The organism is Spirosoma endophyticum, assembly GCF_900112365.1.
Lineage (GTDB): Bacteria > Bacteroidota > Bacteroidia > Cytophagales > Spirosomataceae > Spirosoma > Spirosoma endophyticum.
The window spans coordinates 47,342-71,492 of record NZ_FOLQ01000002.1; the positions used below are offsets into that span (position 1 = coordinate 47,342).

The following is a 24,151-nucleotide window of genomic DNA, read 5'->3' on the forward strand; positions in this document are numbered from 1 at the left end:
ACAATGAATAACGGGACCTTGTATAGGTTACACCACTAAATGAGGGAACGGTTTACAGGCAACTTCCATTGTCTATTCTCGGGGAAATCATTATCCATTATTTTTGTTCAGTGAATATTTTAGCCATTGAGTCTTCCTGCGACGAAACGTCGGCGGCTGTTTTAGCCAACGGGCTTATCCAGTCCAACGTAATTGCTACCCAGTTAATTCATGAGCAGTATGGGGGGGTCGTGCCCGAATTAGCCTCGCGAGCGCATCAGCAGCATATTCTACCGGTGGTTGAGCGCGCCTTAGCTGACGCAAATTTATCGAAAAATGACGTATCGGCCATTGCATTTACGCGGGGGCCGGGTTTGCTGGGTTCGTTGCTGGTAGGTGCTTCGTTTGCCAAGGCGCTGGCGCTGGGGTTAAATGTTCCGCTTATTGAGATCAACCATATGCAGGCACACGTACTGGCTCATTTCATTGAGTCACCAACGCCAGTTTTTCCGTTTATGTGCCTGACCGTGAGTGGTGGCCATACGCAAATTGTACGTGTCGATGGCCCGCTTGATATGACGGTAATCGGTCAGACAATGGACGATGCGGTGGGAGAGGCCTTCGATAAATCGGCTAAATTGCTGGGCCTGCCTTACCCCGGCGGCCCACTTATTGACAAGTACGCAAAAGAAGGTAATGCGCTGGCTTTCAAGTTTCCGATGAGCGAGATGCCGAATCTGGATTTTTCGTTCAGCGGTATCAAAACCGCCATTATGTACTTCCTGCGTGATAATAGTAGAGCAAATCCTGATTTTATTGCCCAAAATCTGCCGGATATTTGCGCCAGCATTCAGCATACGCTGATACAAATGCTGTTAATCAAGTTAAAGAAAGCCGCCCGCGAAACGGGCATTCGCGAAATGGCCATTGCCGGGGGCGTGTCGGCGAACAGCGGTTTGCGTACTACGTTGACGCAGCTTGGCAATGAGTTGGGTTGGAACGTATACATTCCACGATTTGAGTATTGTACCGACAATGCAGCCATGATTGCAATGGCCGCAAAATTCAAATACGAGCAAGGTGATTTTACGGCCCAGACCGTAAGTCCGTTGCCGAGAATGAGTATGTAAGTTGCTGGTCGTTAGTCGATAGTCAAGAGTAAGCCTTGATAAATTAACGTTCAGCTAATGCCTAGAGACTATTGACTTTTTACCACCATGACTATTTCAGAACTGCTCATTTATCCCATCAAATCGCTAGGCAGCATTTCGATGACGGAGGTAATTGTGGAGCCTAAAGGCTTTCGGTATGATCGACGATTCATGCTTGTCACGCCAGAAGGGAAATTTATAACCCAACGCGCCTACCCGCAGATGGCGCTGATTGACGTAGCCATAACCGAAACGCCGGACCGTGCTGATACGCTACGTGTCTGGCATCGAAACCACCCCGACGATGTAGTGGAACTGCCATTAGTGCTAAGGGATGAGACTGCTACGTCCCGAGAAACGATGCTGGTCGAGATTTGGGACAGTAAAGATGTGCCTGCCTTAACGGTTAGTGACGCAGCCGATCAGTGGTTTACGAATGCCATTGGTACGTCCTGTCGGTTGGTGTTTATGCCTGAAACCACCACCCGTGCTGTCGACCGGGATTATGCACGCGACCCTGAACAGGATGCGGTCAGTTTTGCCGATGGTTACCCATATTTGCTGATCGGCCAGTCATCGCTCGACGCACTCAATCAACGCCTTGAGGAGCCTCTTACGATGCTACGTTTCCGGCCAAATATTGTCGTAAGTGGGAGTGTACCAAACGACGAAGATGCTTGGGACCAGTTCCGAATTGGTGAAATTGATTTCTACGGTGTTAAACCCTGCGCCCGCTGTGTGTTGACGACTATTGATCCCGAGACTGGTCAGAAAGGAAAAGAACCACTAAAAACGCTGACGACCTATCGTCAGTGGAAACACAAAATTCTGTTCGGGCAGAACGTCCTGGCCAGATCGACCGGCGAAAACACTTTAGGGAGTCTGCGTGTTGGGCAATCAGTTGAGATAATCAGCCGCCAGGAACCTTGGCTGGCTCCACCTACGCCCATTTCGATTTTAAATTCCTGATTCGTTGCTTACTTATCTGCGTACCCTTTATTACTTAAGTTTCCCCGTCGTGATTGGGGCTGTATTGTCCAATCGAATGGTTACACGTCTGTCTGACGTAGATCCGATTCACTGGGCTACGCCCGTTGTGCTGGCTTTAGTCGTTTTTGTTATTTATACTGTTGATCGGCTTCTTGATGTCCGAAAATACACCGTTGATCCATCAAGTCAACCCATGACGGCCCGGCATCGGTTTCATCAACGCTACGCTACGTTGCTTTGGACTGTCGTTGGCATAGCCGCTGGTTTAGCACTAGTCCTGACGTTTTTTCTGCCGGGAAGCGTAGTCAAATTCGGACTTGTATTGGGAGGCATTTGTGTGGCCTATGTCGGGGCAGTTTTTCGACTCCCGGCGCGGCACCCGGCTTTGCTATTGAAAGAACCACTCGTAGCGGTACTTTATGCCGTCGGTATCTGGGGCAGCGTTTGGGTGCAACGTACCACCGTGAGTAAGGTAGAGATAGCTGAGTTTCTGATGTTTCTCGGTATTGCGTTTCAGAATCTGCTTTTGTTTGCTGTAATGGAGCAACACGAAACACCAGATCAATCTACGTTTTCACTAGCAACAGTCTGGGGTGAAGAACGATGTGAACTTATACTTAACTGGTTAACCGCCGTCATTGTGGCAACCGGTTTTACACTTTGCTTTCTTACAACAGATCGGTTTGCACAACGCTCTGCACTGATGCTTGGGCTGATGAGTTTAACCCTCTACGTCATACAACGGTATCCTGCTTATTTTCTTCGGAATGAACGCTACCGCTGGCTTGGTGATGGAGTCTTCTGGATGCCTGCGTTAGTACTATGATTGTTTCTGGCATGAGTAAATACGCGTGCCAGATTCGCAAAACCATAACCAGACAATAAATCAGTCAATGAATCCGACACAGATACCAATTGGCGTAATAGGCTTAGGGTTAATGGGCTGTAGCATTACTACGTGTTTGTTGATAGCCGGGCATCCGGTGGTGGCCGTCGCGCCAATTCCGTCCGACATGGGAATGGCGGAGCCGCGTATTCATGGCCACTTGAAGGGTGCGCTTCAGGAAGGCTTAATAACTCAACTACCGGACGTTTATTTCGAAAAGTTACGTATCACGGAAGACTATGGGCTGCTGAAAGGTTGCGCACTCGTCATTGAATGTACGCTCGAAAATATTGACATTAAAAGAGATGTTTACGCCAGAATTGAAGCTGTGGTGTCTGACGAGACCATCATTACCAGCAACACATCGGCAATTCCAATCAGCTTGCTACAGAACGAAACGCGGCTGCCTTCCCGTTTCCTGGGATTGCACTGGATGGAACCGTCACATACGACCCGTTTTCTGGAAATTATCTGTGGCGATTTGAGTAATGTTCAATATGCCGAATGGCTCTATGAACTGTCGCACTGTTGGGGTAAGGAGCCTATCCTGGTCCATAAAGACATTCGGGGTTTTATTACCAATCGCCTGATGTATGCCATGTATCGGGAGGCTTTCAATCTGGTTGAAAATGGATATGCTACAGTCGAAGACGTGGATCGTGCCTGCCGAAATAGTCCGGGTTACTGGATGACGCTGGTTGGCGTGTTTCGCTGGATGGACTTGACGGGCGTGCCAGCTTATCATACCGTGATGAAGGATTTGTTTCCTACGTTGAGTAATCAGACGGACATGCCAAAATTGATCGACGATATTGTTAAGGCGGGTGGTAAAGGTGTCCTGAACGCAAAAGGGTTTTACGACTATACACCCGAAGAAGCCCAGGAATGGCAAAAGACCTACGAAGAGTTTAGCTACGAAATTCGTAAGCTGGCGCTGAAATACCCCACCGACGTAGTAAAAACAAGATTAGCCCAAAAGAACGACGAAGACCCCTCGAAATAACCGTGAAAACATCTCCCTTTATTGTTGATGCTCATTTAGATATGTCGCTGAACGCCCTGGAATGGAACCGGGATTATCGGCTGTCGGCCCACCAGATTCGAGAAAATGAAGCTGGCATGAACGATAAAATTGACCGGGCGAAAGGTACGGTATCGCTGCCCGATCTTCGACGGGGAAATATTGGGTTGGTAGTAGCTACGCAGATTGCCCGCTTTAATCAGACGAATGGCAATTTACCCGGTGCTGGCTGGAATTCGCCCGAGCAGGCGTGGGCCATGACTCAGGCACAACGAGCCTGGTATGAGGCTATGGAGGATGCGGGCGAGATGACCCAAATTAAGGATCGTGCAGGGATGGAACGCCATTTAGCCCTCTGGTTTGACGAAACTGTTCCGAATGAGCAGAAACCCGTTGGATACATTCTAAGCCTGGAGGGCGCCGATTCATTTGTTAAACTATCGTATCTCGAAAAAGCCTACGGATATGGCCTGCGTGCTTGTGGACCAGCGCATTACAGCACCGGACGTTACGCTCCTGGCACGGGATTAAGTGGCCCATTAACTCCGCAAGGTCGTGAGCTGGTACAGGAAATGGATCACCTGGGGATGATCCTAGACGTAACGCACCTCACGGATGAAGGTTTTTTGGAAGCACTGTCTCTCTACAAAGGGCCGGTCTGGGCGAGTCATCACAACTGCCGGGCGTTGGTGCCACACCAGCGTCAACTAACCGACGACCAGATCAAGCAGTTGATAGAACGGGGAGCCGTTATCGGCGGCTGTTTCGATGCCTGGATGATGAAGCCGGGCTTCACCCAACGTACGAGCAATCCGGCGGACTTTGGCATCAGTCTGGAAACCATCATCGATCATTACGACCACATTTGCCAGATGACCGGTAACTGTCTGCATATTGCTATCGGCAGTGATCTCGACGGTACGTATGGCCTTGAGCAATCGCCCACGGATCTGGACACAATCGCTGATTTGCAAAAGCTAAATGGCTTGCTGACAAAACGGGGCTACAGCTCCGATGATATTGATAATATTTTCCACGGCAACTGGCTGCGGTTTCTGCGAAACGCGTGGACGTGAGTTCGCTGCTTTATACTTCCGCAGTCACTACGTGCTGGGTTTCCTGAACGTCGTCTTTCGGCGGTCGGCGGTGCCACCAGGACGCAAGTATTGAACCTGTAATGTTCATCAACGGTCCGAATACAGCTGGCGCTAAGCCAACCGTGGCTACTTTACCCATCTGATTGGCAAGTCCCGATGCGAGTCCGCCATTTTGCATACCGACCTCGATAGCGATGGTTCGACAGTCGCGCTCACTCATTTTGAACAGCCGTCCAGACCAGTAGCCGAGGAAATAGCCCGACAGATTGTGAATCAGTACTAATCCGATCAATGCCGGGCCAATGGTTAGTAGTTTGTCCCGGCCAGCCGCCGTAATAATGACAATGATAAACCCAATGCCGAACATTGACACCAGCGGCATCGCATCGTCCAGCCACTTTGCTTTTCCACTCAGAAACTTGTTGAACAGCAGTCCGGCCCCAATTGGGAAAATCACCATTTTGAAAATGTCCCACATCATATCCAGTACGTTGATATCAACCAGCGCACCCGCGTAAAGCTTCATGAGCATGGGCGTCATGAACGGAGCCAGCATGGTTGAAATGGCTGTTATGGTAATGGATAGGGCCAGATTTGCCTTCGCCAGATACGAAATAACATTAGACGCCATGCCGTTGGGTGAGCAGCCAATCAGGATAATCCCGGCGGCAATTTCGGGAGGGAAGCCGCTCATGCTGGCAATCAGGAAACCAATGGTAGGCATAATGGCAAAGTGGCTAACTACGCCAATCAGTACGCCTTTTGGCATTTTCACTACACCAACAAAGTCTTCGAGACTCATCGACGTACCCATGCCGAACATGATAAGCTGGATCAGGGGTGTAATTAATTTGCTGAATTTAAAGCCGCCCGTTTCCACAAAATAAGTCGGGTAATACAAGGCTGTGGTAACAGCGGCAAAAATCATAATTGTATAGGCAAACCCCTTTAGAGATTCTGATCCCCGAAACGCCAGGGCGATGGCCAGGAAAAAAAGAATTGCCAACGGACCTGCCTGGGCAAGATGACCCGTAATAGCCATGCCGATAGTTGCTGCGAAGCTCAAAATTGCTACGCCCCAAAATAATTTAGACATCATTCTTATCTAGACGAATTTATTGGAAAAGAGAGGTTTCGGTATATGCTGATCGCGATCTTATGTAAAAGAGAAAACACCCCGTTCATTACTTATCACAACATAAATAGGCAGTGAAGAGCCAATTCAATACGTTGATAGCGTAGCAATTCCTATCAATAGAGACGTAGCAGTAGCTGGAAAATCAGTGGATCTTTGCGGCATGAAAATTGAACATCTTGCCATGTGGGTTCGCGATCTGGAACAGATGCGAGCTTTCTACGAAACGTATTTTGGTGCCACCAGCAATGATAAATACGTTAATCCGCGTAAAGGATTTTCGTCCTATTTCCTGAGTTTCCCTGATGATGGGCCGCGCCTGGAACTGATGCAGATGCCGGGCATTTTGGATAGGCCAACGGATGCTCAGACTCAATACATGGGTTTAGCACATATTGCCTTCTCGGTTGGAAGCATAGCCGCTGTTGATGAGTTGACCGAGAAACTTCGACAAGCAGGACACGTCATTGCAGGCGAACCGCGCCGAACGGGTGACGGCTACTATGAAAGTGTTGTGCTTGACCCGGAACAGAACCGTATCGAGATTACGATTTAGAGGAGAAAAGGGGAAATAGGCACTCAGCTTTTTTTCATTTCCTTCTTTATTTCACGGCTATGCCTCCGGCCTGGACAGTTGCTTTAACCGCGCGCCCGGTCAGGATATCGAGTATGATTTCAGTGATGTACTCGCGTTTGTTAAAGACAATATCGTGGCGGTTCTCCGGGAGTAAAAACTGCTTCACCCGTGCATTCACTAGATGCCGCTGCGCAAACAGAACATTCGTTGGATACACCAGTTCATCAAGTTTGCCATGGAGCATGGTAATGTTGGCGCGGATTTTGGGCCAGTCAGGCAAGATAGCTTCCAACGCTTTCCGATGCGCTAATTTCTCGTCGTTTGCCAGCCGAAGCAGAGGAGGAACACTCCAATGAATGAGTGGGCTGTCGGCGAAGTAACTGATTGGATAAGTACGTTCCAGACCCGGCCCCAAGGCCGACGAAACAAAGACGACATGGTTGATACAATCTGGATTATTCATGGCCAGCCGAGCTGATACCGAACCACCATATGACGATCCAACAACCACCAGATAGGGAGCTTTCCGGTAGCGCTCAATCAGCGGCTGAAGTAACTCCGCCTGATGGATGATAGAGGTTTCCACCTGACCGAAATCGGAATAGCCGTAACCCGGCCGATCGACCGCTACCAACTGAGCGCGGTTAAGCAGCAACGTATCTTTGAAAAATTCCTTGAAGAACGATAGGGAACTTGGAGCGCCATGCACGAATAATACGACGGGCAAGGCTGAATCGCCGATGCTACCCGGAGTTTCGATAAACCGTATGGTTCGTGATTCGCCAGCCTTACCCACGTGATAATAATGCACACTTGGGCGAATGCGTTGTCCCTGAAACTCTTCGGCCAATTCCTGATCGCTCTGGCGGGAGTCAACGAACCAGGCAATAACCACCACGGCAACGGCTAATACGGCAAGGGTAAGTAAGGACCAGCGAAGAATTTTCAGGAACCGTTTCATGGGTGTTGAGTAACTAGGACCAACCAGGTTGGGCTTACTTCACAATATACTAATTTTTTGTTTACTGTCTGATCGTCGTGTCAGGTGGCGCGGTTGGGTCTGGTGCCGGGCTGGTTGGAACAAAAGTCGAGTCGTTCACCGCGCCTATATCCGTCGAATCCGATTCACTGCTTTCTTCCTCATCACCCGAGTAGCCACAGTTCAGGTATTCTTTCGTAATGCCAACTGCCTTAGGGAAAGGGCCTTGTAAATTTTTGAATTTAGGATCAGCGTACACTTTTTCCAGAAAACGACCCACAAGCGGCAGGGCCGTTTTGGCACCTTCGCCGAGGTCAGTCGAACGGAAATGTATGCTGCGGTCATCGCCACCAACCCAGGCACCCACTACTAAGTTATTGGATACACCCACAAACCAGCCGTCGGAGTTATTCGACGTAGTACCGGTCTTGGCACCCATTTCATTGTGGTTCTTGAACAGATCGAATGACCACAGGTTCTGCGACGTACCGCCCGATTCCTGTAAACCGCCCTGCAGCATGTACCGCATCAGAAAAGCCGTTTCGGAACTGATAACCCGTTTGTGCTGGCTTGTAAACGTTTCCAATACGTTCCCATCCCGATCTTCAATGCGTTGAACAATAACGGGGTCTGTCGATTCTCCGTCGTTGATAAATGTACAGTAAGCGGCAACCAGTTCGTATAAAGACACATCCGATGATCCCAGACCGATGGACGGCACCGCTTCCAAACGGCTTTTTATACCCATTCGATGCGCGTACTGAGCGACCCGCTCGGGCGTCACGCGGTCGGTGAGTTGGGCTGTAATGGAGTTTACGGACCGAGCCATTGCCCGGCGTAATGTCATGTTGGAATAGGTATAATAACCCGTCGAGTTTCTGGGCTCCCAGACTTTATCCTCGCCATTTTCCCGGTATTCTTTACGGAACGGACGATCCTCGATTCGGTCACAGGGACTGAGGTTAATCAATGTATCGTCGATGGCCGTTGTGTAAACGAACGGCTTAAACGTCGACCCTGGCTGGCGCTTGGCTTGTTTAACGTGATCGTATTTGAAATAATCGTAATCCAGACCCCCAACCCACGCCCGGATATAACCCGTGTGCGGGTCCATCGCTACCATACCCGATTGCAGAAAATGCTTATAATAAGCAATGGAGTCGTAAGGCGTCATGTTTGTCGAATCGTACCCACGCTTACTGTTCCAGCTAAATACCCGCATTTTGTATTTCACTTTTTTCATGTAATACGTGATCGAATCTGGGTAAAGAGGCATAAACCGTCGGCTAAGAGTTTTGTAGCGTTCCGTGCGCCGTGCCACTGAATCGATGAAGCCCGGTAGTTCATTTCCATCCTCGTCCGTCCAGGGATTACGGCCGCGCCAGTGGTTGTCGAACGTTCGCTGCAACTGCTTCATTTTCTCGCTGGTCGCTTCTTCGGCATAAGATTGCATGCGCGAGTCGATGGTGGTTATAATCCGTAATCCGTCAGTATTGAGGTCGTACCCGTTTTCTTCACCCCATTTCTTCACATAATCCTGAACGGCGTTTTTGAGATAAGTAGCTGGACCCGAATATGGATTTTCGGGTGTGAAGTCGGTAACTAAAGCCAGCGCACTGATCGAGTCAGCTTGGGTTTTGGACAGAAACTTATACTTAGCCATTTGCCCAAGCACTACGTTTCGTCGTTCGCGGGAGCGGTCCGGATGCTTAAGGGGGTTATAATTTGTGGTGGCTTTCTGCAGGCCAACCAGAACCGCACCTTCCTGCACGTTCAGGCTGTCCGGCACTTTATTGAAAAACGTTCGGGCTGCGGTTTTTAGCCCAAAAGCATTGCTGCCAAAATCAACGGTATTGAAATAATACGTGATAATTTCCTGTTTCGAAAAATTGCGTTCCAGCTTAAGCGCCATCAGCCACTCTTTCGATTTATAGATAACTTTTCGAATAAATGGAATCCGGGTCAATAAGCCCGTATTGGTTTTTCGACGCGTTTTGAATAGATTTTTGGCTAACTGTTGCGTAATGGTCGATCCGCCACCTTCACGTCCTAAACTAATGACGGCCCGGCCAATAGCACGCGGATCAACTCCACCATGATCGTAGAAACGGGCGTCTTCGGTGGCAATCAACGCATTTATAAGCTGCTTCGGAATGTTTTCATACTTGATGGGCGATCGGTTTTCGGCATAAAATTTACCAATCAGTATCCCATCCTGCGAATAAATTTCGGACGATTGATTGAGCTTCGGATTCTTTAGCTCTTCAACACTGGGCATTTCGCCCGTCAGGTACAGGAAGTTGTAGTTGAGCGTAAAAACGTAAAGCCCTAAAAGCAGAAAGGACCAGAAAAAAACCTTGACCGCTGTTTTAAGATAGGAATAATACCAGGAATCAGGATCGATGTACTGATGAACAAACGAGCGTAGACGATTGCGGTATTTATGGTACGTACTTGACAACGAACTGATACGTTCCTCACCAGCAATTCGCGCCGTTTGCCGATAAATACGTTGGCCAACTCCTTGTCTAATCGTGCCTAACTTGTTCGGGCGTTGTCGAAGTCGTTGTCGGAATGCGCCAAAAGCGTGCCGGACAGCGCGTAATCGCTCCCTGAATTGACTCATGCGTTTTTAGTCGAAGAAACCTGATAACTATACATGGTGTCGTCCTAAAGCCACTAACCTATCCGGCTACCGAAAAGCAGTACAGTAAATTCCGCTTCGACAGATTTACTCAGCTTATATTGATCGGACGATTTACCTCACCGGCAGACTGGCCGAGCGTCAAATATAACGTATTTTCGACCGATCTTATATACAAAAACCGGGTTGCGTGAACAACCCGGCTGGTTTTTAGTAAGTTAGCAGCAACGTACTGTATGAGCGGTATCGCTATTCAATAAACGGTCTCTGCTGGGCGATACATTTTGCCGTATCCGTTATTTTTTCTCAAACGTCATGGCGACACCATTCATGCAATACCGAAGACCCGTTGGTTTAGGTCCATCGTTGAAAACGTGTCCTAAATGCCCTCCGCAAACGGTGCAAAGCACTTCGGTACGGACCATACCATAGGTTTTATCGGTTACGTCCTTAACGGCAGTTTTAGAGATCGGTGCGTAGAAACTAGGCCAGCCTGTACCCGAATCAAACTTCGTATCGGAGGAGAACAAAGCACTGTGACAAGCTGCGCAATAAAAGGTACCGTGGTCGTGAATATCGTTCAGTGGACTGGTAAACGCCCGCTCGGTACCGTGTTCACGTAGCACCGAATATTGGTTCGGCGTCAGGATTTTTTTCCATTCAGCATCGGTCTTGACAACCTTCTTAGGTGGGTCATCATGTGTAACACGGCTAATCGAACTGGAGGTTTCGTGACTGTTCATACCTGGTAATTTGTTGGTGAAGCCAGCCAGTAAACAGGCAGGCAATAATAAAAACAGAATATTTTTCATGAGCTTATGACTTTGTTATAACAAAATATACGACCGGATTACGCCTGAGGATTTGGGTTTGTTGAAATCTCCCGACGCCATACGAAGCCATTGACTAACGTAGTAATAACAATAAAATCGCGGGTGTCGTTCAGGAGCTTATAGGTGCCAGCGCCAGCAACGTCGAGAGGGTTGGGGTAGGGCTGCCGCCACGTTTTTCGACGGTCACTGCAAACGCTTCCGCCCGATCAACGGAGCGATTCAGGCGTTGAACAAGCTCAGTGGCATTCGATGCTTCAAAAACACCGGCATCAACGGGTTTCCCTTTAACCATGTACCAGAGTTGATACTGCTTGTCGGCGGGCAAAGCGGGCAACGACTGAACCTGCACGGCCACCTGGTGCGTTTGGGTATTCCAGAAGACAAGCATATTGCCTTGCGGGGCTTTCTCATTACCCTTTAACTCCAGCGTTCGCAAACCGGGCTGACGCAATAAGGCCAATGCCTGATCGGCCTGTGCCTGATGATCTTTCAACTTCCGTACCTCCGACTGAAGTGAATTATTTGACGTCCGGACCGATGCCAATGTATTTTGATTCGTCCGTAACTGAGAAAGTAAATAAAAAGAAAATAATAAAACTAACAGGCCGATGGATGCGGCCACCATCCAGGTGAGTCGGTACGTATAGGTTGGTCCGGTCGTAAGATCTACGGGCATTGGCCGTACGACCGTTTCCTGAGGCTGATCGAAATCGAGTTGTGCCAGCAACTTCGCTTTTACAGAAGCAGGTGGCTCAACACTGTATAATTGTGTATACTGTTCAAGCGCAACCGATAGGTGATCCAGTTCCTGTCGCACATCTGGATAGATAGACGATAGGCACTCAACCTCGCGTCGTTCCTGGTCGCTCACCGCACCCATGACGTAAGACTCTAAGATACCAGACGCTATATATTCCGTGACGTTCATAACTTATTTAAATAGTTGCTTTAGTTCCTGTAAGGCGGCTCGAATTCGGGTTTTTACCGTTCCCAGCGGCAACTTCAGTTCTTCAGCGGCTTCTTCGTGGGTGTATCCTCCAAAATAGATCAGGTCAATAAGTTGTTTCCGTTCGGGGCGTAACTGGCTTACAACTTCTTTGAGACCAATGTGGTCGGGATTTGGTTGTTCCGTGTTATGTTGCCGATCAACAATATGTACGTTCTCCTCATCGGTTCGGATTGCACTGGTGGGTTGTGTTTTTTGAGCACGTAGGGAATCAATGGCCGTATTGCGAGCCACATTTAGCATCCAGGTGAACAAACGGCCTTTGCTGGCGTCGTAAGCATCCAGGTTCTTCCAGATTTTAACGAAAATGTCCTGCAAGAGATCTGCAGCCTGGTCTTCATCACGCACAATGCGTAATACAACCCCATACAGAGCAGGCGAATACTGGTCATAGAGCCACTGAAAGGCCTGCTGATCACGTCGAGTAAGCTTCTCGATCAGGACACTTTCAGAAACTAAAGAAGATTGGCGTTTCACGCAGACGGTGTGTTAAGTGAGCCAAATATAAGAGAAATTCAAAACTATGAATGAGGTAAGAGGCTATTACACTTCTTATAAAAGCTATATGTGTCCCATTATACCGATTATGTACGTTAAAAACCAATAATTAGCCATGTGCCTCTTCAGATTATTACTAAAAAGGTACATGACTAACTATGCTGATACGTTGTATATAGCCAATAAATAAACAAAGGATTCCAGTACTTACTCACTCTTTTTATCGAAAAGAACCCGACCCAGACTTAGGCATCAGGACACTGCTGATTTCATAAACAACACCGTTAAGCTGGCGATTTCCACTCCCTTCAACAGCCGCGGTTCCACCTTTCTCATCGGTTAATTGTATCTGACCGTTTGCGCCAAGTTGCGCCATTAAGCTACCACCCGCCAGTGTTTTTAATTGGGCTTTCCCATTGCCCGCTTTGATTTGCCGGGTTAATTCGTCGATGGTTAAAGCACCGTTCACAACGTGATAGGATAGCAGTTGTGTCAGGGCGTCACGATTACTGCCGTCCAGCAAGCCAGCCTGCGTAGTCGCAGGAAGTTTTTTGAAGGCGCTGTTGGCTGGTGCAAAGAGCGTGTAGGGGCCAGTTCCTTTAAGGGTCTCATCCAGTTTGACTGACTGAAGAGCATTTTGCAATGTTATATAATTGGGCGATGATGCCACAAAGTCGCCGATGCTGGTGTTTCGAACCGTACTTCCTGCTTTCACGGCGGGAGATTCAGTTGTTCTGGCACCTGAGATGGCTTCGGCAGCGCCAGCATCAGACCTGGCTTCTCCCTTCGTATTCGTGGGTGTGCCCGTGCTGGGAGATGATGTTGTGTTGTTTAATGTGTTTGGATTGCTACCCGCCCCGGTAGGCGCATTGGTGACGTTGTTACTATTATAATTTGTAGTATTGCTGTTATTGATAGACGTTCCCTCGCTGGCTGAACTTTGCCGGTAGTTAGCGTCCTGAGTAGATGTATTTGTGGTGCTGTTTGCGTTCTGATTTAGGGAATTTCGGTTCCGTTTCATGGCTTTCTTCTGACTGCGCGATGTTTTTGCAGGGGTTGAATCTGGCGCAATGGCTCCCGTCGGATAGCCAGTGGCAGGGGCCGTACTGGTAGGCGTCGTCTGAGCCCAGCCAGGGCTGATGACCAGCGTTATTCCCAACGCGATCAGGCCAATAGGTTGCTTGATTTTCATAATGTTGTTTATTGATTGCTTAGTAATAATCAGTCATGGATTAACCTGTTGTATCCTAAAAAGTTTGTTGGCTTGTGTTCATTGTTTGGCCAAAGGCCGGTAGATTTGCCCGTATCTCAACAAAGAACGAACTACGTATATGCAGTCTATTCTGCCACTTCCGACCCAGCCCGTTAAGCCCGGCACTAGCACTGGACAGCAGTTCTGGCATACTGACACACAGAAAACCATTGAATCGTATTCGCCGGCTGATGGTCAACTGATTGCTCGTGTTTATGCGTCAACCCGTGCTGATTATGACCGTGTTGTCGAAACAGCTCAGGCTGCATTTGTCGAATGGCGGCAGGTTCCAGCTCCACGTCGGGGTGAAATTGTCCGGCAAATGGGTGAACAGTTTCGTCACTATAAACGCGAACTGGGAACGCTCGTTAGTTACGAAATGGGCAAGTCGCTACAGGAGGGATTGGGGGAGGTTCAGGAGATTATCGATATCTGCGATTTTGCCGTAGGGCAGTCGCGCCAGCTTTACGGCCTCTCGATGCATTCCGAACGCCCGGCTCACCGAATGATGGAGCAGTGGCATCCGCTGGGTGTAGTAGGCATAATTTCGGCCTTCAATTTCCCCGTGGCCGTCTGGTCGTGGAATGCCATGCTGGCGTGGGTTTGTGGCGATGTCTGCCTCTGGAAGCCCTCCGAAAAAACACCCCTGACGGCGTTGGCCTGCCAGCAGATTATTGGCGACGTACTACGTAATAACAATGTTCCCGAAGGCGTATCCTGTCTCGTTACAGGTGGGCGCGATGCGGGCGAGTGGCTGGCTCGCGATCCACGCATAGCGCTTGTGTCGGCTACGGGTAGCACGCGTATGGGTAAAGCGGTTGCTGAAGCGGTGGCGAGCCGATTGGGACGTAGTCTGCTCGAACTGGGTGGTAACAACGCTATTATTGTTTCGGAGCATGCCGATCTGGATTTGGCTGTTCCCGCCATCGTGTTTGGGGCCGTTGGCACCGCCGGGCAGCGTTGTACATCTACGCGCCGAATCATTGTGCAGGAGAGCATATACGATGACGTAAAGAATCGGCTGAAAAACGCCTACGCGCAACTACGTATAGGAAACCCGTTAGACGAGTTGTTTCATGTGGGGCCAGTGATCGATCAGGCGGCTGTTCACAGTTATTTAGCAGCTATTAATGAAATACGAGAGTTAGGCGGGCATTTTGTCGTTGAGCCGGGCGTGTTGAATGGGTTGGGTTTTGAGTCAGAGTGCTACGTTCGCCCCTGCATTGCCGAAGCTGATAATAAGTGGCCCGTGGTGCAGCGCGAAACCTTTGCGCCAATTCTGTATTTGCTTAAATACACTACGTTAGACGATGCTATTTCACAGCAAAATGACGTACCGCAAGGATTATCGTCGGCCATTTTTACACTGAACCTGCGTGAAGCAGAGCGATTCCTGTCAGTTGCCGGATCGGATTGTGGCATTGCCAATGTGAACATCGGTACGTCGGGTGCCGAAATTGGTGGGGCTTTTGGCGGTGAAAAAGAAACAGGCGGTGGCCGCGAATCAGGTTCCGATGCCTGGAAAGCCTACATGCGTCGACAAACCAACACCCTCAATTATGGTACCACCATGCCCCTGGCACAGGGTATCACGTTTGAACTGTAAGTCGTGACTGGAAATAGACTTTTGGGGTCAATAAACCCTCATTGATCCTGAAAATCTGTTTTATGGTTACCATTCGTATTAATGATAAAGACCACCGCTACGTCTGTTGAGGTAGAACAGGCCACAAACCCGCCCTGGTCCCACTCAGCAAACGCATCATTGGTACTCATCGCAGACCGTTCCGATACGTACCACCCCTGCGTGAGTTCGACAAACACCCGGTTATTGTAGCGATCTCCGACGCACTTCAGGTGCAGAACTACAGCTATAAAACCCTCAAAAATTATAAACAGGCTCTTGTTGCCCTACTTCGTTGCGCTGCTCCGAAGCCCGTCGAGGAATTGACCAAACCTCAGTATTAGAAATATCTCCTGTATCTGATTGAGAAGAAACGGCTTAGTCGCTCTACGCTGAATGTCCATATCAACGCATACAAGTTCTATCAGGAAAAAGTCTTACAACGCGAGAAAGAATATTACGAAATCGCCTATCCCCGGCAGGCTACAAAACTACCAACCGTGTGTAGTGCATCTGAAGTAAAAGAAATTTTCAATGCTACAACCAGCTTTAAATACCGTGCACTTTTTACATTGATCTATGCCACAGGTCTACGCCTGAGCAAAGTGGCTTATCTTAGACTAACTGATCTCGATCGTATACGAAGGCTTATTCATGTTCGGAGGGGAAAAGGTAAAAAAGACCGCGTAGTAATGCTAACCGACAAACTTGAAATGATCCTTGATACGTATATGGCGCGTTACCGTCCAAAGACATACCTTTTCGAAGTAGTTGTTTCCGATGAGTCATTACAAAATTGCTCCATTCAACAGGTATACAGCGACACGGTTCGGCTTGCGGGCGCACTAAACGAGGGGGAATTCATACCTTGCCTCATTCATTTACTACGCACCTATTGAAATCCGGCACGGATAGCCGGTACATTCAGCAGTTGCTGGGTTATGAAAGCATCCTGACAACCTTGCGGTGTACACACGTAACAGCCGACAAGATCAGTACACTTAAAAGCCCTCTGGATGATCTATGAAATGATGATGTCGGAGCATTAGGCGGAATTGAGTCAAACTATAGAATCGACTTTTAAGTACGTAGCCTTGGGTATATCGTTTCAAACTACGCCGAATGCGTCTGAGTTCGCCCCGTTTTGTTATTCGGTAGAGTTCATTATCGTCGGAAAAAGTGGGTATGATACCCATCAATATCCCACCGCCTTAGTAAGGGCAACTTGTCCATAGCATTTAATCACTTGGTCATGCCAATTTTGTTAATTTCTGGCGAAAGGTATTCATTTGTTGTACTATCTTTCGCCAGATCAAGGTTCGTATTTTGCGGAACTAAGATAGGCTGATAGCTAGTAGCTCAAAAGTCAGTGGTTCCGCAGAATCTTGTACAATACTATGTGTTGGGTGAACTGGCCAAAATGGGAGTTAAAGGACGGGTTACCTGTGCAAGTGGAGCCGCCCCGACAGTCATGGTCTGACAAGGCTCAGCATAAAAAATCAATTGTTTTAGCCTAATTTTCAACATGAAATCAATTGTATTAATTTGTTTCGTTTTTATGATTTTTAGTTGTTCGCCAAAAGGGAATGAAATAACACCTTCTCAACAAACCTGCTTTATAGGATCTATTAATACTACTGATGGAATAAATTTTTCAACTACTAAATATAGCTATAGTCTAACTGGCCTTTTATTGCAAAAGGTAGATTCTAGCAACTCCACTATTAGTTATTTTTCATCTTATACAATTAAACAGGTAAGTTATTTATATGATAAAAATGATTATCTGAAAGAGAGCCAAACCACCCTTAGCTTTTTTTCTAAAGACGGAAAATTAGTAGAGATTCCTTCAAAACGTGTAGAATCGTACATGTATAATCCTCAGGGCCAATTAATCAAAAATGAGCACTATGGAATAGGTCAATTTTTATCTGAACCTGCATTAACTGATACTTATGATTATAATAATGGTCAATTAACACAGGCTACTTTGCGTACTTCATCGGAAACGGTAGTTATCAGTTTTCGCTCAGGTTTACCCATAACTATGACTTCTACTCCGACTGACCCCACAATACAAAACTCCAGTATATATGAAATAAATGAACAAGGCTTCGTAAAATCTATCCGGTTTAAAGATGTAATAAATAGACAATGGCTTACTATTAGGAATTATGACAACCAACAGCGCCTTATCTCAATAGAAACTAAAGTTGATAATCAAAATCCAAGTAAATATTTAGTTGAATACGATGATAAAAAAAGTCCAGAAACGTTGGTGCCGACTTTAAAGGGCTTCCCTCAATACGATTTGTATGGTAAACAACTAAACAATGTAATTAAAACTAGTTATGTAGAGAATACTGGTAATGCAATAAGTACCATTTATGAGTATAATAATGACAGCTATCCTATTAAATCTCAGATTACAGGTTCCACAATTTCTAACCCAATTAACTATTTATATACATACAGTATGTGTAAATAGCTCAGCAAAAGAGATAAGGGAATTGAAAACATGAAATGTAATGCTAAATCAGTCTTGCCTAGAATGAGTAATTAAGTTGTCCGCCCCGCGTAGGGTCGCTTCTGGCGACAGGTTGCTCGCCCCCGAAGGTAGGCTTTCAGCCCAACGAAAACAGAGGTGTAAAGGTGACAAGTATTTTGTGTTCAGTTATCTTGCTTCCTTATCCATCAACCCCTGTGGGTGTTGGGCGGGTTCCGGTTGACACGAGAATCGCCCCAGACAGGCCAGCTTTTTAAGCTCGTTTGTTACGTATCGTGCGACAGGTCAACCACCGTAAGTATAAAACCAATTTAAGTCCGGCCAGTCATTATGAGAAGTTTCGTTTTTTCTGAGAATACTGACCAGTATAAAACCTTAATTTGGCGACAATTTTATCACTCGCAAAAAGTAGAGTTCTTTCAACGTAAACGGGTTCAGACAATCGTCTTACTTATTGTGCCATTTTTATTGCTTTTGGCCTACTTTGCCAATCATAATACTAATAATTTGGTAGCTGCCTTCATTCTCTTTTTGGTGCTATGTTTTTGGATACTGCTCTTTTTCGTAAAAAGAAACTTGGTGAAGAAAAGTATTGCTGATTTCCCCAATAGGCATTTATACACAATAACATTGGATGAGGAGACTATTATCTATGCAACGGCCGTATCGCAGAGTGAAATAAAATGGAGTTATTTTCCTGAATACGAAGAATTTGAGAAGAATTTTACGCTTTATCCACGGGAAAAACCCAGAGAGCCAATTTATTTGCCTTTGTCATTTGCGTCAGACAGTGAAGATTTAGCCGCATTGATTCGCCAAAAAGTCAAGAAAAAAGAATAAAAGGGTTTTTTTGCTCGTGTTTCGCTTCGCGTGAGGCAGCTTCCCGGTGACAGCGAGCACGTCCCCAAGGAGAGTTGGCAGCCCAACTAAATGAGTGTGTAAAGGTGCAGGAACGTTCATTTTGGAGAATTTTGCCCTCATCCATTAACACTCATGGTCGTTGGGTGAACCGACTAAGTTGCGCGTGTTTGTGAGCTTCCGCGAGACAGGGGACACGTCTTGACAGGCAGGCTTCGGGGCTTGTCAGGCGGCTTTGGTTGACAGATCAAACGCCCAATTAGGTAGGTATTAGGTTTCCATTGCCAGCTTTCCGCTGACAAAATAAACTTGTGAGTAATTTTAAAACGCAATGACTACATCTATCATTTTTAGTCTACTGGGTTGGGTAGTTGCGGCAGTCAACTTCTATGCGATTTATAAAGTCTGGAAAGCCAATGTATTCTCGAAATGGTGGAAGATATTACTTCCCATTCTCATTAACTTACCAACGCTTACTTACACGGCGGTACAAGGCGTGGGCTTTCAGTTATTGCACTTCTTGCTGTTTGGCAAAGGCGTTGCTCAAAATTATCAGTCCAATCCTTTTGAACCGATTGTAGCAGGTGAAACGATCTCATTTGCTCTACCATTAGGCGCACTATATGTGTTCTATAAGCTGGATAACTGGGTTAGGACGAAGGAATATGCAGAGGAAGGCATTTAGTCGTTCTGCATGGGGCGGCTTCCGTTGACAAGATACATGTCCCGAGGGTGGGTTTTCAGCCCAAACAAACGAGTGTGTAAAGGTATGAGTAAGCTCGTTTGTTCTGACTTGTGTGCCCACCATCAACACTCATGGTCGTTGGGTGCGGGTCTATAAAAGTGCTTTTATTTCCGGGTTTCGGGCGACAGGCCGCACGTCTCCGACAGGCAGGTTTAGGTTTCAATTCGGGGCTCCGGTCGACAGGGCGAACGCTTAATATATTTACAATTTTTCTTACCATAAATATCAGTATGTTTTCAAGTAAAGACTACTCTAAAATGACACTTGACGAATTAGTGTCAGAAGAGAAAAGAATGAAATCGCAGAAAACCCTGATTGCTCTGATAGTCGGTCTTATCGTTGGCATTGCTGTATGGTCTGCAACACACAAATGGGGGGCTTTCTTTACTTTTGGTTTACTAATTCTTCCGCTTGTCATCGGTTCCACATATTCAAAAACCTTGAAGGCAATTGAAGCGGAAATCAGCCGCAGGGATGTTATTGATTAATTGGCTCCGCGTGGGGTCGTCTCCTGCGACAGGAAGCGCGTCTCAAAGGAAAGTTTTCCGACCGACCAAACGAGTATGTAAAGCTGTACGTAATTGTGTTTGAATGAACTTCTGTGCCTGCCACCGACACCCGTTGGCGTTGGGTGATAGAAAATGCCGGGTTTCCATTTCTGGCTTTCATGCGACACTGGATACGCTCTGGTTAGGTAAGTTTAGCCTTTCATTTTCGGGTTGCGTATGACAAGTGGTACGTCTGAGTGAGTCAGGTTTGTGAGTTTCAAGTTTCGGCTGACAGAGGAAACGCCCCTATATTTTAAACTAATTCAATAATCAGTAACCTCAGAACCCCTGTAAAAATTTGAACCATGAAATTCAACCGTGTACTTAGTTCGATTGCCATATTTACTACGTTTTATGGGTGTGCTACTAAAGATACTTCCAGCCCAATTATCGGAACCTGGGAGTTGACATCGGCAACAACGACAGAAAAAGACTCTACGTTTTCTACGTTTGATCCAAGCCACAAAATGATTAAAATCATTAATCCAACGCATTTCGCTTTTTTGAATCATGCTGTAAACACGGCGAAAGATTCATCAAATGCATTTACGGCGGGTGGAGGAAAATATACGCTAGTTGACAGTGTTTATACAGAGAGCTTAGACTATTACAGTGACAAAGCCTGGGAGAATAACAAATTTCCATTCGTTGTTAAAGTAACCAATGATACGTTGATCCAGAAAGGTGTTGAAAAAGTTGAGAAACTTGGTATTGACCGGGTGATAATTGAAAAATATAAACGAGTCACCAACTAATTTTGCATGACAGCTATTCAATAAAATCTACTTCTGTAGCATTGCCATAAGGCCCATATCACCCGTAACTGGCTGGTTCCTTACCTACTTCATATAGACTCATGTGTAGACTGAGAATGCATAATTACTTATCGCTCATCGAATTATTTCGTAAATTCGATGTTTCTTAGGTAGATAATTTTGCATACTCATGATTGAAAGACCCCTTACTGACTGGTTGCCTCTGACGATGAAAGAAGTCGAAAAAAGAGGCTGGGATGAAGTTGATGTCGTATTGGTGTCGGGGGATGCCTACGTAGATCACCCAGCTTTTGGCACGGCTGTGATTGGGCGCATCATGCAGAGTGAAGGGTTTCGCGTAGCGATTATTGCCCAGCCTAACTGGAAAGACGATCTGCGCGATTTCAAGAAATTTGGTAAGCCAAAATACTTTTTTGGTGTTACGGCAGGCTGTATGGACTCGATGGTTAACCACTATACCGCCAACAAACGACTGCGTTCCAATGACTCTTATACGCCTGGTGGCGAAGCGGGCTTTCGTCCCGACTACGCGACTATTGTGTACTCCAATATTCTGAAAACACTGTATCCCGACGTACCGGTGCTGCTTGGGGGTATTGAAGCTTCGTTGCGCCGGGTAACGCACTATGACTATTGGCAGGACAAATTAATGCCCTCCATTCTGGTCGATGCGGGTGCCGATATGCTGGTATATGGCATGGGTGAGCAACCTCTCCGCGAAATCCTGAAACTGGTGCAGAAAGGCGTGCCTTTTTCGTCGATGCGCAACATCAACCAGGTGGCGTTTCTGCACGACGCCAATACCGAACTACGCGACTATAATAACTGGAGTTCGGTTGAACTGGCGAGTCATGAGGTTTGCCTGGAGGACAAAATCAAATACGCGGCCAACTTCAAAATTGTTGAGGTTGAATCAAATAAGTGGCAGGCCAACCGGATCACCCAAAAAATAGGTGATCAGATTCTGGTGATTAACCCGCCATTCAAGACGATGGAAGAGGCCGAAATCGACAAGTCATTCGATTTGCCCTATACGCGTCTGCCTCACCCGAAATACAAAAAACGGGGTCCGATTCCGGCTTACGACATGATTAAGTTCTCGGTCAATATGCACCGGGGCTGTTTTGGTGGTTGCAGTTTCTGCACTATTTCGGCGCATCAGGGCAAATTCGTGGCATCCCGAAGCGAAGCATCGGTACTTAAAGAAGTCGATGAAATTACGAAGCACCCCGAATTCAAGGGCTACATCTCGGATTTGGGCGGTCCATCGGCCAATATGTACAAAATGAAGGGCAAAGACGAATCGATATGCGCCCGTTGCCAGAGTCCAAGTTGTATTCACCCGGTCATTTGCTCCAACCTCGATACGTCGCACAAACCTATGACGGAATTGTACCGCAAAGTCGATGCTAACCCAAACATAAAAAAGGCATTTGTTGGCTCGGGCGTTCGCTATGATTTGCTGGTCGATGATTTCAACAAAAACAACGCCGACGGGAATCACGACGAATATATGGAGCAACTGGTTACGCGCCACGTATCGGGTCGGTTGAAAGTCGCACCCGAACATACCTCCGACGATACGTTGCGGGTGATGCGGAAACCGTCGTTTAAATATTTCAAGTTATTCAAGCAGAAGTACGACAAAATTCAGGAGAAGCATAACCTCAAGCAGCCACTGATTCCTTACTTCATCTCGTCGCATCCCGGCTGCGAAGAACAGGACATGGCCAATTTGGCCGCGGAAACGAAAGATCTGGGTTTTGAACTCGAACAGGTACAGGACTTTACGCCGACCCCGATGACAGTCGCCGAAGTGATCTATTATTCCGGTGTCCATCCTTACACGCTGAAACCAGTCAAAACGGCAAAAACGCGGGAAGAGAAACAGGCGCAGAATAACTATTTCTTTTGGTATAAGCCTGAATATAAAAACTGGATTCGGAATCGCCTGAATACACTCAAACGGCCGGATTTAGTAGAGCGTTTATTGGGAAGTCCAAAGATGGAAAGTAACGGTAAGCCTAAATTTTCGGGCAACTATTCGGGCAAGAAAAAGCGATAAAGTAAGGTTCGATTTCTGAAAAATTTTAATTCGAGCGTAATGTATAAACAACATTACGCTCGAATTTTTTTGACTGAATTTATTGCTAATCAGGGGGAATAGTTCTTGTCTGAACGTTGGGTAAAAATACTTACTCCCGTATTTTTTTTTCGGATTAGTCACGTTTATAGTCTGGAAGATTAGCCGGTAACGTATGAGGAGTTAATGAATAATGTAGTCTTTTTAGCCTAACTAATCTTTTTCTAAAACGATGTTAATCAAAATCTCAACAATCGGTATACTTATATGGCTCGCTTTAACGGATTTACAGGCGCAGGCGCTTAATACGTTGACTCCTCAGGAAAAAAAGGAAGGTTGGAAATTACTCTTTACGGGGCAAAATGTAGAAGGCTGGCATACGTATGGCACTAAAACAGTAGGTGCGTCCTGGAAAATTGATCAGGGTGCGTTAAAGTTAGATGTACCTAATCGAGTCGGGAATAAAGCATCTGATGGGGGCGATTTGGTAACCGATGCCGTATTCTCCGGCGACTTCGAGTTTAAGGTGGAATGGAAAGTGGAACGATTCACCAACAGCGGTATCTTTCTCTTTGTTCAGGAAGCACCGCAGTATAAAAACATCTTCGATACCGGGTTGGAACTCCAGGTGCTGGACGACGCTATCTACGAAGGTGCCGCCGAAAATAAGCACCGGGCCGGCGATTTTTTTAGTGTAGCTAACGCGCGGGTTCGCGAACTCCAGCCCGTTGGAAGCTGGAACAAAGTGCATGTGATCTTTAAAAACAACAAGCTGAGTGTTTCGCTAAACGGCTTCAGCATTCAGGAACATGATGTGACCAGCTCTGACTGGAAACAGCGCATTTCTACCAGTAAACTCAAAGATAGCCCCCTGTCGAAAGGCCGACTATCTGGTCGAATCGGTTTGCAGGATTGGGGTAGCTCAGTCTGGTTTCGGAATATTAAATTTCGATCGCTGTAACC

At 46.9% G+C, this 24,151-nt stretch carries 23 protein-coding genes and 1 pseudogene; 15 read left to right on the plus strand and 9 right to left on the minus strand.

Annotated features, from left to right (window positions below):
• Window positions 1–110: 110 nt before the first annotated feature.
• The 5 genes from tsaD (at window position 111) to BM202_RS05300 (ending at window position 5,103) form a co-directional block, all read left to right on the plus strand.
• Window positions 111–1,109, plus strand: a complete 999-nt coding sequence (gene tsaD / locus BM202_RS05280) for a tRNA (adenosine(37)-N6)-threonylcarbamoyltransferase complex transferase subunit TsaD (protein WP_093825106.1) — start codon at window positions 111–113, stop codon at window positions 1,107–1,109.
• Window positions 1,110–1,196: 87 nt separating this feature from the next.
• A complete protein-coding gene (locus BM202_RS05285; RefSeq protein WP_093823765.1) occupies window positions 1,197–2,099 on the plus strand; it encodes an MOSC domain-containing protein in 903 nt (300 codons plus the stop codon).
• 76 nt (window positions 2,100–2,175) lie between these two features.
• Window positions 2,176–2,946 carry a UbiA prenyltransferase family protein gene (locus BM202_RS05290; protein ID WP_394333779.1) on the plus strand — a complete coding sequence of 257 codons (771 nt, stop codon included), beginning with the start codon at window positions 2,176–2,178 and terminating at the stop codon, window positions 2,944–2,946.
• 67 nt (window positions 2,947–3,013) lie between these two features.
• A complete protein-coding gene (locus BM202_RS05295) occupies window positions 3,014–4,009 on the plus strand; it encodes a 3-hydroxyacyl-CoA dehydrogenase family protein (RefSeq protein ID WP_093823769.1) in 996 nt (331 codons plus the stop codon).
• Window positions 4,010–4,011: 2 nt separating this feature from the next.
• Window positions 4,012–5,103: a dipeptidase gene (locus BM202_RS05300; RefSeq protein WP_262507661.1), complete on the plus strand. Its 1,092-nt coding sequence runs from the start codon at window positions 4,012–4,014 to the stop codon at window positions 5,101–5,103.
• A 10-nt stretch (window positions 5,104–5,113) separates the two neighbouring features.
• Here the strand turns inward: BM202_RS05300 and BM202_RS05305 are convergent, their stop codons facing one another.
• Window positions 5,114–6,223 carry a bile acid:sodium symporter family protein gene (locus tag BM202_RS05305; protein WP_093823771.1) on the minus strand — a complete coding sequence of 370 codons (1,110 nt, stop codon included), beginning with the start codon at window positions 6,221–6,223 and terminating at the stop codon, window positions 5,114–5,116.
• A gap of 199 nt (window positions 6,224–6,422) precedes the next feature.
• Between BM202_RS05305 and BM202_RS05310 the strand changes: the two genes are divergently transcribed.
• Complete coding sequence (locus BM202_RS05310) at window positions 6,423–6,815, plus strand: VOC family protein (RefSeq protein ID WP_093823773.1); 393 nt, start codon at window positions 6,423–6,425, stop codon at window positions 6,813–6,815.
• Between the two features lie 46 nt (window positions 6,816–6,861).
• On the opposite strand, the gene BM202_RS05315 is transcribed toward BM202_RS05310, so the two are convergent.
• The 6 genes from BM202_RS05315 to BM202_RS05340 form a co-directional block, all read right to left on the minus strand.
• Window positions 6,862–7,797, minus strand: coding sequence for an alpha/beta fold hydrolase (locus tag BM202_RS05315; protein WP_093823775.1), 936 nt, complete (start codon window positions 7,795–7,797; stop codon window positions 6,862–6,864).
• A gap of 61 nt (window positions 7,798–7,858) precedes the next feature.
• Window positions 7,859–10,441 carry a penicillin-binding protein 1A gene (locus BM202_RS05320; protein WP_093823777.1) on the minus strand — a complete coding sequence of 861 codons (2,583 nt, stop codon included), beginning with the start codon at window positions 10,439–10,441 and terminating at the stop codon, window positions 7,859–7,861.
• Between the two features lie 314 nt (window positions 10,442–10,755).
• Entirely contained in the window at window positions 10,756–11,202 is a 447-nt protein-coding gene (gene msrB / locus BM202_RS05325) for a peptide-methionine (R)-S-oxide reductase MsrB (RefSeq protein WP_394333785.1), read from the minus strand.
• 199 nt (window positions 11,203–11,401) lie between these two features.
• The gene (locus tag BM202_RS05330; RefSeq protein ID WP_093823780.1) at window positions 11,402–12,220 is read right to left on the minus strand and encodes an anti-sigma factor; all 819 of its coding nucleotides are present in this window, start codon (window positions 12,218–12,220) and stop codon (window positions 11,402–11,404) included.
• Between the two features lie 3 nt (window positions 12,221–12,223).
• Window positions 12,224–12,775, minus strand: a complete 552-nt coding sequence (locus BM202_RS05335; RefSeq protein WP_093823782.1) for an RNA polymerase sigma factor — start codon at window positions 12,773–12,775, stop codon at window positions 12,224–12,226.
• 241 nt (window positions 12,776–13,016) lie between these two features.
• On the minus strand, window positions 13,017–13,988 hold the full coding sequence (locus tag BM202_RS05340; protein WP_093823785.1) for a fasciclin domain-containing protein: 972 nt from the start codon (window positions 13,986–13,988) through the stop codon (window positions 13,017–13,019).
• Between the two features lie 139 nt (window positions 13,989–14,127).
• Between BM202_RS05340 and amaB the strand changes: the two genes are divergently transcribed.
• Entirely contained in the window at window positions 14,128–15,654 is a 1,527-nt protein-coding gene (amaB, locus tag BM202_RS05345; protein ID WP_093823787.1) for an L-piperidine-6-carboxylate dehydrogenase, read from the plus strand.
• A gap of 38 nt (window positions 15,655–15,692) precedes the next feature.
• Here the strand turns inward: amaB and BM202_RS05350 are convergent, their stop codons facing one another.
• Window positions 15,693–15,872: a hypothetical protein gene (locus BM202_RS05350; protein ID WP_093823789.1), complete on the minus strand. Its 180-nt coding sequence runs from the start codon at window positions 15,870–15,872 to the stop codon at window positions 15,693–15,695.
• A 300-nt stretch (window positions 15,873–16,172) separates the two neighbouring features.
• Here BM202_RS05350 and BM202_RS05355 point away from each other — a divergent pair.
• From BM202_RS05355 to BM202_RS05375, 5 genes and pseudogenes are all read left to right on the plus strand, one after another.
• A pseudogene (locus BM202_RS05355) lies at window positions 16,173–16,699 on the plus strand (tyrosine-type recombinase/integrase).
• Between the two features lie 498 nt (window positions 16,700–17,197).
• Window positions 17,198–18,160 (plus strand): hypothetical protein, encoded by a 963-nt coding sequence (locus BM202_RS05360; protein WP_093823791.1) that lies wholly within the window; start codon window positions 17,198–17,200, stop codon window positions 18,158–18,160.
• Window positions 18,161–18,508: 348 nt separating this feature from the next.
• Entirely contained in the window at window positions 18,509–19,018 is a 510-nt protein-coding gene (locus BM202_RS05365; RefSeq protein WP_093823792.1) for a hypothetical protein, read from the plus strand.
• A gap of 349 nt (window positions 19,019–19,367) precedes the next feature.
• Window positions 19,368–19,721, plus strand: a complete 354-nt coding sequence (locus BM202_RS05370) for a hypothetical protein (RefSeq protein WP_093823794.1) — start codon at window positions 19,368–19,370, stop codon at window positions 19,719–19,721.
• Window positions 19,722–20,038: 317 nt separating this feature from the next.
• Window positions 20,039–20,269, plus strand: a complete 231-nt coding sequence (locus BM202_RS05375) for a hypothetical protein (protein ID WP_317039675.1) — start codon at window positions 20,039–20,041, stop codon at window positions 20,267–20,269.
• Here the strand turns inward: BM202_RS05375 and BM202_RS36565 are convergent.
• Window positions 20,266–20,457 (minus strand): hypothetical protein, encoded by a 192-nt coding sequence (locus BM202_RS36565; protein ID WP_143100637.1) that lies wholly within the window; start codon window positions 20,455–20,457, stop codon window positions 20,266–20,268. The genes BM202_RS05375 and BM202_RS36565 overlap by 4 nt on opposite strands.
• Window positions 20,458–20,634: 177 nt before the next feature.
• Between BM202_RS36565 and BM202_RS05380 the strand changes: the two genes are divergently transcribed.
• From BM202_RS05380 to BM202_RS05390, 3 genes are all read left to right on the plus strand, one after another.
• A complete protein-coding gene (locus BM202_RS05380; RefSeq protein WP_245776534.1) occupies window positions 20,635–21,084 on the plus strand; it encodes a hypothetical protein in 450 nt (149 codons plus the stop codon).
• 190 nt (window positions 21,085–21,274) lie between these two features.
• Window positions 21,275–23,170 (plus strand): YgiQ family radical SAM protein, encoded by a 1,896-nt coding sequence (locus BM202_RS05385; protein ID WP_093823796.1) that lies wholly within the window; start codon window positions 21,275–21,277, stop codon window positions 23,168–23,170.
• A 250-nt stretch (window positions 23,171–23,420) separates the two neighbouring features.
• The gene (locus tag BM202_RS05390; protein ID WP_093823798.1) at window positions 23,421–24,149 is read left to right on the plus strand and encodes a 3-keto-disaccharide hydrolase; all 729 of its coding nucleotides are present in this window, start codon (window positions 23,421–23,423) and stop codon (window positions 24,147–24,149) included.
• Window positions 24,150–24,151: the final 2 nt, after the last annotated feature.